Annotated in this window: 10 protein-coding genes; all 10 read right to left on the reverse strand. The window is 64.0% G+C overall.

Annotated elements, in window-relative coordinates; translation table 11 throughout:
- Positions 1-14: 14 nt before the first annotated feature.
- The 10 genes from GBB11_RS00860 to GBB11_RS00905 all read right to left on the reverse strand — a co-directional run bounded on the left by GBB11_RS00860 (position 15) and on the right by GBB11_RS00905 (position 13007).
- A complete protein-coding gene (locus GBB11_RS00860; RefSeq protein ID WP_151548646.1) occupies positions 15-2039 on the reverse strand; it encodes a primosomal protein N' in 2025 nt (674 codons plus the stop codon).
- 15 nt (positions 2040-2054) lie between these two features.
- Complete coding sequence (gene metK / locus GBB11_RS00865) at positions 2055-3278, reverse strand: methionine adenosyltransferase (protein ID WP_151548647.1); 1224 nt, start codon at positions 3276-3278, stop codon at positions 2055-2057.
- Positions 3279-3357: 79 nt separating this feature from the next.
- A complete protein-coding gene (coaBC, locus tag GBB11_RS00870; protein ID WP_151548648.1) occupies positions 3358-4602 on the reverse strand; it encodes a bifunctional phosphopantothenoylcysteine decarboxylase/phosphopantothenate--cysteine ligase CoaBC in 1245 nt (414 codons plus the stop codon).
- A 168-nt stretch (positions 4603-4770) separates the two neighbouring features.
- Positions 4771-5055 carry a DNA-directed RNA polymerase subunit omega gene (gene rpoZ / locus GBB11_RS00875; protein WP_151548649.1) on the reverse strand — a complete coding sequence of 95 codons (285 nt, stop codon included), beginning with the start codon at positions 5053-5055 and terminating at the stop codon, positions 4771-4773.
- 95 nt (positions 5056-5150) lie between these two features.
- Positions 5151-5723, reverse strand: a complete 573-nt coding sequence (gmk, locus tag GBB11_RS00880) for a guanylate kinase (protein ID WP_151548650.1) — start codon at positions 5721-5723, stop codon at positions 5151-5153.
- A 5-nt stretch (positions 5724-5728) separates the two neighbouring features.
- Positions 5729-6052 carry an integration host factor, actinobacterial type gene (gene mihF, locus GBB11_RS00885; RefSeq protein ID WP_018019814.1) on the reverse strand — a complete coding sequence of 108 codons (324 nt, stop codon included), beginning with the start codon at positions 6050-6052 and terminating at the stop codon, positions 5729-5731.
- Between the two features lie 175 nt (positions 6053-6227).
- Positions 6228-7061, reverse strand: coding sequence for an orotidine-5'-phosphate decarboxylase (pyrF, locus tag GBB11_RS00890; RefSeq protein ID WP_151548651.1), 834 nt, complete (start codon positions 7059-7061; stop codon positions 6228-6230).
- Complete coding sequence (gene carB, locus GBB11_RS00895) at positions 7062-10400, reverse strand: carbamoyl-phosphate synthase large subunit (RefSeq protein WP_151548652.1); 3339 nt, start codon at positions 10398-10400, stop codon at positions 7062-7064.
- Between the two features lie 32 nt (positions 10401-10432).
- The gene (carA, locus tag GBB11_RS00900) at positions 10433-11620 is read right to left on the reverse strand and encodes a glutamine-hydrolyzing carbamoyl-phosphate synthase small subunit (protein ID WP_151548653.1); all 1188 of its coding nucleotides are present in this window, start codon (positions 11618-11620) and stop codon (positions 10433-10435) included.
- Positions 11621-11675: 55 nt separating this feature from the next.
- Positions 11676-13007 carry a dihydroorotase gene (locus tag GBB11_RS00905; RefSeq protein WP_151548654.1) on the reverse strand — a complete coding sequence of 444 codons (1332 nt, stop codon included), beginning with the start codon at positions 13005-13007 and terminating at the stop codon, positions 11676-11678.
- Positions 13008-13024 lie beyond the last annotated feature (17 nt).

The raw sequence follows: 13024 nt of genomic DNA on the forward strand, positions 1-13024 counted from the left end.
GTGCCAGGTATCCGCTAGCCGATACGCAGCGGGCCCACCTGGACGCGCAAAGGCGGGTCCTCCGAGCGAACCTCGCGTTTGATCTGTCCGGCCTTCAAGATCCGCCCCAACTGTTGGGCGGGGAGGCTACCGCGAATAATCATCCGCTCGGGCGGGCCAAAGGCGCGCTCATCCCACTCCCCTGGCAAATGCACTCCTGGGGGAAGATCCACCGGCCCCAACACCTCTACGTGCTCGGGTAGCTCGAGCAGTTCCACGAAACGATCCAAGCTGGCGCGGCCGCCATCCACCACGGCCATGGTGGTCGTCGGTGGCAGCTCTACCTCGGCGCGCTCAGCCAGCTCCCTGTGGGCAGCGCCGATGGGATCCCAGCGCAGGAGCGCCTGCACCACGGGCACATCCTGATCGGCCACCACGATCAACTGGCCATCATTATCCCGAGAGTCCACCAAGGAACCAACGCGCAGCCAGCTCGCTAACGCCTCCTCGCCGGCGCGGAGATCCTGCTTACTCAGCAGCCCCCAGGTATCGAGCAAAATCGCAGCACCATATCGGCCCCCGACGACACGGGGCTCCGCGCCCGAGGTCGCCACCACGATGGTGGGGCCGGGGTCGATCTCGGAGACGATCTTCTCCCCACTCGAGGTCACCACCCGCACCCCGCTGAAGGCGCGGCCCAGCTCTTCGGCGGTGCGATCAGATCCGATCACCACGGCGCGAATCTCTGTGGAGCCGCATTCAAGGCACTCGTGGTGGGCGTCGATACGCCCACACCACCGGCACTGCGGAGAAACCGGCACGTGGGGATCACCGGAGGCAGGAAGCTCAAGGGGGCCATTGCAGTGGCGGCAGCGGGCGGCAGCGCGGCAGCGTCGACACGCAAGAGTAGGCGCATAGCCCTTGCGGGGAACCTGCACCAGCACCGGCCGCTGGGCCTCCACGGCGGCGCGCACCGCCTGATAGGCCTTGCTGGGAATCCGCCTACTCTTCGCCAGCGGATCGCCCCCGCCATAGGCGGATGCGCCGGTGGCCATGGTTAAGGGCGCGGCCTGGCGAATGTGTCCGCGCTCGCCGGCACAGTCGAAGGCCCAGCCGCGCTCGACCATGAGCTGCACCTCGGCAGTGCGGGCATAGCCGCCCATGATGAGCGCGCATTTTTCCTGCGCGGAACGGGTGCTCAACACCTCGCGGGCGTGCCAATAGGGGGCGCGCGGATCGACGAGATTATCATCGCCATCAAACATGATCGCAGCTAGACGCAGATCCTGCACGGGGGCGAAGGCCGCAGAACGGGTGCCAATCACCAACCGTGACTGACCATGCAGGATCGACAAAAAGCGCCGGTAGCGCGCCTGCGGGCCCAGCGTGGCGCTGAGTGTGGTGATCTGTTTCGCCGACACCAGCTCGCGCAGTGCGGCCTCGAGACGATCCAAGGCGCGTTGATGCGGCACCACCGCTAAAGCCCCGTGGCCGGCTCGCACGGTGTGTACCAAGGCGGCGGCGAGCTCGGCGGCCCAGTCGCCGTCGGGGTTGATCTGCCAGGCAATGCGGGCGGGTTTGCCCTCCTTCACGGCTTTGAGAAAGGCCTGGCCGCGCACATAGTTATCCCAGGCGCTCATGTCCGGCTCGGCGGCGTCGCCAAGCGTGTCCCAGGAGGTGGTGAAATCTGTTTTCTCGGCGGCGGCATGGCGATTCGGCACTGCGGCGCGGATCATATCCGAACGGCACCCGGCATAGCGTTCGGCGAGTTTCTCCACGAGAGCCTGGGTGCTGGGCGGATAGACCACCTCGGGCGAGATGACCCGCTCGATATAGCGCAGGGAGCCCTGGTGTTCGGAAGTGTCGTGCCGGGAGATCAGGATGGCATCCACCAGCCGTCCGCCGAAGCGCACCCGCACCTTCACCCCAGGCTGGGCGCTCTCAGAATCAGCCTCGCTGAGGCGGTAATCGAAGTAGCGGTCGAGGTGAATCAGCCCCAACAAAGGCAACACCCGCGCCACCGGCAGGGATTCTGCTGGGGTGCGCGGGTGGGTAGCCATGCGGGAGATTCTAGTCTAGATCCCCGCTGCGGCGCGCAACTCCTCCACACGGTTGGTGTGCTCCCACGGGAAGTCCACATCGGTGCGGCCAAAGTGGCCATAGGCGGAGGTGTCCGCGTAAATCGGGCGCAAGAGATCCAGCTCGCGGATAATCGCGGCTGGGCGCAGATTAAAGACCTCAGCCACAGCGTGTTGGATCTGCTCATCGCTCAGACCGTGCTTGGCGGTGCCGAAGGTTTCTACATACAGCCCCACCGGAGCGGCGCGGCCAATGGCATAAGCCACCTGCACCTCGGCCTTATCGGCCAAGCCGGCGGCCACGATGTTTTTCGCCACCCAGCGCATAGCGTAGGCGCCGGAGCGATCCACCTTCGAGGGATCCTTGCCGGAGAAGGCGCCACCGCCGTGGCGGGCCATGCCGCCATAGGTGTCCACAATGATCTTGCGGCCGGTCAACCCGGCGTCGCCCATCGGCCCGCCGAGCACGAAGGAGCCGGAGGGGTTAATGAGCACGGTGAGCTCCTCACTGAGGAAGCTCTCCAGCCCTGCATCGGCGATCACCCAGTTAATCACGTGCTCCCGCAGCTGCTCCTCCAGCCACTGCTGGGTGATATCCGGATCGTGCTGGGTGGAGATCACGATCGTGTCGATATGGCTGGGATTATCCGCCTCGTCATAGGCGAAAGTCACCTGGGTTTTACCGTCCGGACGCAGATGGGGCACGATGCCCTCCTTGCGTGCCTGGGTGAGACGCCGAGACAACCGATGCGCCAACGCAATCGGCAGCGGCATGTACTCGTCCGTCTCGTTGGTGGCATAGCCGAACATCAGGCCCTGATCGCCAGCGCCCGCGTGATCATCATCGTGCTGGGAGGTACCGCTACGCACCTCCTGGGAGGTGTCCACGCCCGAGCCGATCTCGGCGCTCTGCTCGCCAATGGCCACGGTTACTCCACACGTGGTGCCATCGAAGCCCACCTCGGAGGAGGTGAAACCGATCTCCTTCAGCTTGGTGCGCACCAGCTGCGGGATCTCCACATAGCCGGCGCAGCGCACCTCTCCCACCACGTGCACTAAACCGGTAGTGACCACAGTTTCCACGGCCACCCGAGAGTGCGGGTCCACCTCGAGCATGGCGTCGAGAATGGTATCTGAGATGGCATCACAGATCTTGTCCGGGTGACCTTCCGTCACCGACTCGCTGGTGAAAAGTCGAGTATCTTTAGCTGCGCTGGTCATAGACAACAAACATAGACTAAGCGGTCTAATTTAGCAATACATGCAGGGCACGCCCTTCGATATGCGCTCCTGCGCCACGCTAACGCCGAAGCGCGCTGATCCCATCGAGAATCCGATGCGCCACCGCGTTCTTGGTCCCCGCGGGCACGGCTATCTCCGTGTCATCGGCGCCGAGCAGCCAGCCCTCGTTGGTGTCTTGTCCGAAGACGCGGCCACCGCCGACGTGATTGACCATGAGCAGGTCCACCCCTTTGCGTTGGAGCTTTTCTCGGCCCAGCTGCAGCGGGCTGGTGTGCTCATCGCCGGTCTCTGCGGCAAATCCGACGATGATCGTCTCGGCGGGCACCGCGCCATCGCGGCGCTGCTGCACCAGACCGGCGAGAATATCGGGGTTTTGGGTCATCTCAATCACCGATAGATCCGCTTCAGCCTTACCCTTTTTCATCTTGGACTCCGCCCGGTGGGCAGGGCGATAATCCGCCACCGCGGCGGCCATAATCACTACATCGGCCTTCTGTGCCTCGCGGTCCATGGCTGCGTGAAGCTCGGCGGCGGAATCAATGCGGATGATCCGCGCCCCAATGGGATCCACCAACGTGTCCGCCGCTCCGACGACCAGCACCACCTCTGCACCGCGCTGGGCGGCGGCATTGGCCAGGGCATAGCCTTGGCGGCCGGAGGAATGATTGCCAATAAAGCGCACGGGATCGATCTCCTCGCGCGTCCCGCCGGCCGAAATCAGAACCCGCACGCCCTCGAGATCGCGCTGCGGGGCGCGGCCCTCCTCCTGCACACCAAGCGCATACTCCACTACCTGCTCCGGCTCGGGCAGCCTGCCCGGCCCGCTATCGCGGCCGGTGAGCCGCCCATGAGCGGGCTCCATCACGGCGATACCGCGCTGCCGCAGCACCTGGACATTTTCCCGAGTAGCGGGGTTATTCCACATCTCGGTATGCATGGCTGGTGCCACCACCACGGGGCAGGTGGCCACGAGACAGGTGGCGGTGAGCTGATCATCCGCCATACCCAGGCGCAGCCGAGCCAGGAAATCGGCGGTGGCGGGCACCACCACCACGAGATCGGCCTGCTGCCCCACCATCACGTGCTGCACCTTATCCACGTTCTCAAATACATCGGTGGCTACCGGATTGCCGGACAGGGCGGTGAAGGTTGCCTCCCCGACGAACTTAAGGGCATTGCGGGTAGGCACCACCCGCACGCTGTGTCCCGCTTCGGTGAAGGCACGGATCACATGGCAGGCCTTATAGGCGGCGATACCGCCGGTCACACCAACGACGATGGAGAGTTTCTCGCTCGAATTCATAAGTGTCAAGGGTAGCCGATACCCCTACGGCCGCTGGATGTACACAGCACAAAACCCAGCACGCACCGAGAGTGTGGGCGTACTGGGTTGGTGATGTCGACCGGGGCAGCGTCGAGCTGCCCCTTTCAGTAACCGTGCGAACACGGAGGCCGATCAAGGGATGAGGCTTTAGCCTTCCTCGTGGTGCAGCATTCCAGCGTCGATCTCGCGCAGGGCGATAGACAGCGGCTTCTCGCCAGCTTCGGGGGTAACGAGTGGGCCAATGAATTCAAAGACGCCCTCGTCCGCCTGCTGGTAGTAGCTGTTGATCTGACGGGCACGCTTCGCCGCGAAAATGGCGAGAGCGTACTTGGAGGACACATGGTTCATAAGGCTGTCGATGGGCGGTGCGGTAATGCCTACCGGATCATCGAAAACAGACTCATTGCCTGTGGTTTGGTTACTCACTGTCATCCTTTTTCTGGATTGCTATCTGTAAAAGTTCTCTCTGCACCATGCTGCCCACTGCGGTCCACTACGCCCGCGGGTCCGAGTGGCACCCTCGACGGCTAGTGGCCGGTGAGAAGCTGGTGAATGGCCTCGACTGCTGCGTCCACATCATCGTTGACCACCACGTGGTCGAATTCGCTTTGCGCATCGAGCTCCTTGCGCGCCGTCGCGAGACGACGATCAATCACCTCTTGGGACTCGGTACCACGACCGGTCAGGCGATCAACCAGTACCTCCCAGGAGGGCGGGGCGAGGAACACGGTGGTTGCCTCGGGCATGGACTTCACGATGTTGCGCGCACCCTGTAGATCAACCTCCACGAGCACGGGCCGTCCAGCCGCGAGGGCTTCGGTGACCGGTCGCGCGGGAGTGCCAGAGCGCTGCAATCCGCCGTGAATATCCGCCCATTCGAGCATCTCCCCTGCCGCAATCGTGTCATTGAACTGCTCCATCGACACGAAGAAGTAGTCCTGACCATCCACCTCACCGGGGCGAGGATCGCGGGTGGTCATGGAGACGCTGAAATACAGCGAGGGCACGTCTGTGCGCAGACGATGAACCACGGTGGATTTACCCACCGCAGAGGGACCAGCTAAGACGACGAGGCGGGGCGTCGGGTTCTCGCCGGTCATCTGAATTAGTCCTCAGAGAAACCGAAGCGCTCGAGCAGGGCACGACGCTGACGGTCGCCCAAGCCGCGCAGACGGCGGGTCTGAGCGATCTCGAGGTCCTCCATGATCTCCTTAGCCTTGACCTTGCCCACCTTCGGCATGGCCTCGAGGAGAGCGGAAACCTTGGTCTTGCCAATGATCTCGTTGTCCTGGGCCTGGTCCAGAACTTCCTTAAGGTTGGTGCCGCCGCGCTTCAGCTTTTCCTTCAGCTCAGCACGGGCCTTGCGGGCCTCAGCAGCTTTCGCGAGGGCTTCCTTGCGCTGCTCGTCAGTCAACTTGGGAAGGGCCACGTTGGTTCCTCCGATTCGTAGGCGATTAATTACTTGGGCTATCTGGTGGAAACCGCCTCGACACAGCGTGTGCGCCGAGCGGATTCCTTGAAGCTCGCATCAGTCTAGCACTACTTGGACAAAAGCCAAGGTGACAGGCCGCGGGCTTGTCACGCGCTCTCCCGCGATAGCGCTTCTAGCTGGGGATTCCCGGAAATTGGCCGGCTAAGTCCGAAACGGCCTTTTCTAGGGCTTTCACGCTTGCACCGGCCTGTAATACCCCACGAGAGACGTTGGGAAATGCCATGTGTGTCATTCCCTGTGCGAGCTTATCGACGTCCTCCGCGCCGGCTCCTTGGGCGCCTACCCCAGGCATCAAGATGGGGCCATTGAGCGCCGCGAGATCGGGGGCGTCGCGCAGCGTTGCCCCCACGACGACGCCGACGTTGCCGGGGCTACCAGCGGCTACTCGCGCCGCATTGCAGGCGGCAGCCTCATCGACGATGTGCTGGGCGACCGTCAGCTCGCCCTGCTTCACTGCCCGCTGGATGCTCTGCCCCTCCGGGTTGGAGGTGGCGGCGAGGACGAATAGCCCCTTGCCCTGCTCCGCATAGTCCAGGGCAGGTGCGAGGGCACCGAAGCCCAAGTAGGGAGAGACCGTGAGGGCGTCCACCTCCAGCGAGGAGCCAGGGCGCAGCCACGCATCCGCGTAGGCGGCCATGGTGGAGCCGATATCGCCGCGCTTGGCATCGGCTACCACCAGGGTGCCGGCCTGCCGCAGCGAATTGATGGTCTCCTCGAGCACGGTGTAGCCGGCGGCACCATAGGCTTCGAAGAAGGCCACTTGGGGCTTCACCAGGGCCACAGAGCCCGCGAAGGCGCGCACACAGGTGGCGCTAAATTCACGCAGCCCCTCGATGCTGCGAGGCAGCCCCCAGGCGTCGAGCAGCGCCGGGTGGGGGTCAATGCCCACACAGAGCCGGCCGTGCTCGAGGGAGGCTTGGTGGAGCTGGGATCCGAAGTCGCTCACTTACTCCCCCGCCTTGGCCGCGATGTTTTCGTGATTGAGCTCCTGCAGCGGCAGGATGCTCAGCTCATTGTCCCGCATCGCCTCGATACCCTGCACAGCGGCGGTCACGCCCTGCACGGTAGTCACCAGCGGCACCCCAGCGCTCACGGCGGCGGCGCGAATATCGTAGCCATCGTGGCGGGCACCGGCGGAGCCTGCGGGTGTGTTGAGGATGAGATCCACCTCGCCGGCGGTGATCTTGTCCACGATGGACAGCTCCTCGCTGCCTTCGCGTACCTGGCTGGCCTTGGCCACCACTTCGCATTCGACGCCATTGCGGCGCAGCATATCGGCGGTGCCCTTGGTGGCCATCATCTTAAATCCGAGCTTGGCCAGCTGCTGAATCGGGAAGTTCAGGGTGCGCTTATCGCGGTTGGCGACGGAGACGAACACGGTGCCGGAGGTGGGCAGCGCGCCGAAGGCGGCATCCTCGGCCTTGGCATAGGCGGCGCCGAAGCTATCGGCCAGGCCCATCACCTCACCGGTGGATTTCATCTCTGGGCTGAGAAGCGAGTCCAGCATGGAGCCGTCGGGGCGACGGAAGCGGGTAAACGGTAGCACGGCTTCCTTCACCGCGATCGGGGCGTCCATGGGCAGCGAGCCGCCGTCGTGGGTGGTGGGGATGAGCTTTTCTTCCTTCAGCTCGGCGATGCTGGCGCCCATCATGATGCGGGCAGCAGCCTTCGCCAGCGGCACCCCGGTGGCCTTCGAGACGAAGGGCACGGTACGCGAGGCACGCGGGTTGGCCTCGATGATGTAGAGGGTGTCGTCTTTCAGCGCGTACTGGACGTTCATCAGGCCCTTGACTCCGATGCCGTGGGCGAGAGCCACGGTGGACTGGCGGACCTTCTCGATGTCCTCGGCGCCGAGCGTCATCGGCGGCAAGGCGCAGGAGCTATCGCCGGAGTGGATACCGGCTTCCTCGATATGCTCCATCACACCGCCGAGGTAGACCTCCTCGCCATCGCAGAGGGCGTCCACATCGATCTCGATGGCGTTATCCAAGAAGCGATCCACCAGCACCGGGTGCTCATTGGAGAGCTCGGTGGCGCGGTTGATGTAGTCCTCGAGGGTCTGCTCGTCGTAGACGATCTCCATGCCGCGCCCGCCCAGCACATAGCTGGGGCGCACCAGCACGGGGTAACCGATGCGGGCGGCGACGTCGCGGGCTTCGGCGAAGGAGGTGGCGGTACCGAACTCGGGTGCCGGCAAACCAGCCTTGGCCAACACCTCGCCGAACTCGCCGCGATCCTCCGCCAAATCGATGGCCTCGGGCGTGGTGCCCACCACGGGCACACCGGCGTTGCGCAGCTTCTCGGCCAGGCCCAGCGGGGTTTGGCCACCGAGCTGCACAATCACCCCGGCCACGGTGCCGGACTGGCACTCGGCGTGGTAGACCTCCATGACGTCTTCGAAGGTCAGCGGCTCGAAGTAGAGGCGATCGGCGGTGTCGTAGTCGGTGGAGACTGTCTCGGGGTTGCAGTTGACCATGATGGTCTCGTAGCCCACCCGCGAGAGCTCCAGCGCGGCGTGCACGCAGGAGTAGTCGAACTCGATGCCCTGGCCGATGCGGTTCGGGCCCGAGCCGAGAATGATCACCTTCTCCTTCTCGGTCTGCGGGCTCACCTCGGACTCCGCCGCAGCATCGAATTCATAGGCCGAGTAGTAATACGGGGTCTTGGCTTCGAACTCGGCGGCGCAGGTGTCCACGGTCTTAAACACCGGGCGAATACCCAGCGACCAGCGCAGCGAGCGCACGCCGGTCTCGCCGGCGAACTCTGGGCGCAGGGCCGCGATCTGCTTATCGGAAAGGCCATAGTATTTCGCCAGGCGCAGCAGCTGCTCGGTGAGCACGGGGGCGTCGATAAGCTGCTGGCGCAGCTCTACCAGGTGCTGGATCTCGGCGAGGAACCAGGGATCGATGCCGGAGGCCTCGTGGACCTCGGCGATGGTTTTGCCGCCACGCAGGGCCTGCTCTACCTCGTACATCCGGCCGGCGACGGGGCGCTTTAAGGACTCTAGGGCGGCGTCGGCATCGGCGCAGCGATCGGGCGCGGTCCAGAAACCGGTGTCCTTATTCTCCAGCGAGCGCATCACCTTATTGGTTGCCGCGGCGTAGTTCCGGCCCAGGCTCATGGCCTCGCCCACCGACTTCATGGTGGTGGTGAGCGTGTCATCGGCGCCGGGGAACTTCTCAAAGGCAAAGCGCGGGGCCTTGACCACCACATAGTCCAGCGTGGGTTCGAAGGCGGCCGGGGTTTCGCCGGTGATGTCGTTGGTGATCTCGTCCAAGGTATAGCCGATGGCCAGCATGGCGGCGATCTTTGCGATCGGGAAGCCAGTGGCCTTCGAGGCCAGCGCCGAGGAACGGGAGACGCGCGGGTTCATCTCGATGGTGATGATGCGGCCATCGGTGGGGTTGATGGCGAACTGGATATTACAGCCACCGGTGTCCACGCCCACCTCGCGGATAATGGCGATACCCTGATCGCGCATCTTCTGGAACTCGCGGTCGGTCAGCGTCAAGGCCGGCGCCACGGTCACGGAGTCGCCGGTGTGCACGCCGAGGGCGTCGACGTTTTCGATGGAGCAAATGACCACCACGTTGTCATCGCCATCGCGCATGAGCTCGAGCTCGTATTCTTTCCAGCCGAGGATGGATTCCTCGATGAGCACATTGGCTTCCGGAGAGGCGGCCAAGCCGCCGCCGGCGATACGCTCGAGGTCATCGTTGTCGAAAGCCAGGCCGGAGCCGAGGCCACCCATGGTGAAGGAGGGACGCACCACCACGGGCAGGCCCAACTCGGCGACGGTCTCGTGCACTTCGTCCATGTTGTGGCAGACGCGCGACCGCGCGGATTCGCCGCCGATCTTGGCCACGATGTCTTTGAACTTCTGGCGGTCCTCGCCGCGCTGAATGGCGGGGATATCGGCGCCGATGAGCTCCACATCGTATTTTTCTAGGCTGCCGCGTCGATCCAGTGCGATCGCGGCGTTGAGGGCGGTCTGGCCGCCGAGGGTCGCCAGCACGGCGTCGATGGGATGGCCTTCGGCGATCTCTTTCTCAAAGATCTTCTCGATGTAATCGGGGTGGATCGGCTCCACGTAGGTGTGATCGGCGAACTCCGGATCGGTCATGATCGTCGCCGGGTTGGAGTTGATGAGGGTCACCCGCATCCCCTCCTGCTTGAGCACGCGGCACGCCTGGGTGCCGGAGTAGTCGAACTCGCAGGCCTGGCCGATCACAATGGGGCCGGATCCAATAACCAGGACGTGATTGATGTCAGTGCGCTTGGGCATTGTCTGTATTCCTCTTTCTCTTCCTGGTGTGCTTAGTTCTGGCCGTCGCCGGAGCCGGATTTTTTCGCCGCGATGTCTGCGAGAACCAGCTCCACGAATTGATCGAAGAGCGGGTTGGCATCATTCGGGCCGGCGGCAGCCTCGGGGTGGTACTGCACCGAGAAGGCCCGCCCATTCTTCAGCGCCACACCTTCGACCACGCCGTCGTTGAGGCAGGTATGCGTCACCAGCGCGGGGCCATAGGGGGTATCAAACTCCTGGCCTTGCTCACCTTCGAGGGCGAAGCCGTGGTTTTGGGCGGTGATTTCGATGTGGCCCTGCACGTGGTTTTTCACGGGGATATTCACGCCGCGGTGGCCGAATTTGAGCTTGTAGGTGTTCATGCCGAAGGCCCGGCCCAGGATCTGGTTGCCGAAGCAGATGCCGAAGATCGGCACATCTTTGTCCAGGAACTGCTGCACGATGCTCACCATCTCATCTGCGGTGGCGGGATCGCCCGGGCCATTGGAGATGAATACGCCATCGGGCTGGAACTCCATGGCCTTCTCACAGGGGTAATTGGCCGGCACCAGCACGGTGCGCATGCCGCGCGCAAGCAGGTTACGCGGGGTATTGGACTTAATGCCCATGTCATAGGCGACCACGGTGGCGTGGACCTCGCCCTCGGGCTCGAGGATCTGCGGCTCGGCAATGGAGACATCGGCCGAGAGATTCGCGCCCTCCATATCCTCTTGGGCCTGCACACGGCGTACCAGCTCCTCGGTATCGAGCAGGGCGTCCTCGCCGGTGAACACTCCCGCCTTGATGGAACCGTAGTTGCGCAGGTGGCGCACGATGGCGCGGGTATCTACATGCTTAATTCCCACCAGGCCTTGGGAGATCATCTCCTCCTCGAGGCTGCGGCGGGCCCGCCAATTAGAGACGGTGTGGGAGAGATCGCGAATAATTAGACCGGCGATCCAGATCTTGTCCTCGCGGGACTCATTATCTTCGTCGTTCCAGCCGGTGTTACCGATCTGCGGGGCGGTCATCACCACCATCTGCTTGTGGTAGCTGGGATCGGTCATCGTCTCCTGATAACCGGTCATGGCGGTGGTAAAGACGGCCTCGCCGAAGGCGTTGCCGTCCGCGCCGAAAGCGAGCCCGCGGTAGGTGTTGCCGTCGGCGAGCACGAGCACTGCGGGCCGCGTGGTGGCCGAGTGGGTGGTCTCAGTAGTCACTGTGTGAGGGCCTTTCCATGAAGTTTTTTTCTGGGGTGTGGGAGTGTGCTGTGGCTTAGCGACGCTGATAGGTCACGGTGCCGCGCAGGATGGTGTGGGTGACCTGGGCGTTGAAGTCCATGCCCTCATAGGGGGTGTTATCGGCCTTGGAGTCCATCTCCTCGCCCCGGGCGGTCCACGGGCTGTGCGGATCCACCACCGTGAGGTTGGCGGGCTCGCCGACGGCGATGGGCCGGCCGTGGCCGGGCAGGCGCACGATCTCGGCGGGCTTTTCGCTCATCACCTTGGCCACGAAGCGCCAATCGGCCAGCCCGGATTCCACGAAGATCTGGTGCACGATGGCCAGCGAGGTCTCAAGGCCCAGCATGCCGTTTTTGGCCTCAGAGAATTCGCAGCACTTCTCCTCGGAGCCGTGCGGTGCGTGGTCGGTGGCCACGCAGTCGATGGTGCCGTCGAGCAGCGCATCGCGCAGCTTCTCGGTATCGGACTTCTCTCGCAGCGGCGGATTCACTCGGTCGCGACCATCGAAATTGTGCAGGCGAGCGTCGTGAAGCAATAAATGGTGGGGTGTGACCTCGGCGGTGAGCGGAATGCCGCAGTCCTTGGCCCAGCGCACGAGCGTGACTGTGCCAGCGGTGGAGGCGTGGCAGATGTGCATGCGGGCGCCATAATCGCGGGTCATAATCGCATCACGCGCCACAATCGACTCCTCCGCCACGCGCGGCCAGCCGCGCAGGCCGAGCCGGGCAGCCATCTCGCCCTCGTGGGCCACCGCTCCTTCGGTCAGGCGGGCGTCCTCGCAGTGCTGGGCGAGCAGCACGTTCTGGCCTTTGGCGTATTCCAGGGCGCGGCGCATCACCTGCGGATTATTCACGCAGACGCCGTCATCGGAGAACATGCGCACCTTGGCTGCGGAGTTGGCCATCATGCCGAACTCGGTGAGCGTCTCGCCCTTCAACCCCTTGGTAATCGAGCCCACGGGGTGAACATCGCAGAGGCCCACCTGCTGGCCTTTAAACCAGACGGACTCGGCGATCACCGGCTGATCCATCACCGGCTGGGTATTGGCCATGGTGAACACGGCGGTAAACCCGCCCTTGGCGGCGGCCGCGGAGCCGGTGGCGATGGTCTCAGTGTCCTCGCGGCCGGGCTCACGCAGGTGCACGTGAATGTCCACCAGCCCAGGCAGCAGCACCGCCCCAGCGGCGTCGATGGTGCGATCGGCCGCAGTATCGGCGGCCGCATCGAGGCTATCGATCACGCCATCGCGAATCAGCAGGTGGCGCGGCTCGCCCTCGCCATAGGGGCGGGCGTTGAGAATCAGGAGGGTTCCCTCGGCAATTGGCGCGAGTTCCCCAGTGGCAGGATATGTGGTCTCAGTCGTCATTATTTTCTCCTTTGGGA

The sequence above is a fragment of the Corynebacterium sp. 74A genome (assembly GCF_008930665.1).
In the GTDB taxonomy this organism is placed as follows: domain Bacteria; phylum Actinomycetota; class Actinomycetes; order Mycobacteriales; family Mycobacteriaceae; genus Corynebacterium; species Corynebacterium megadyptis.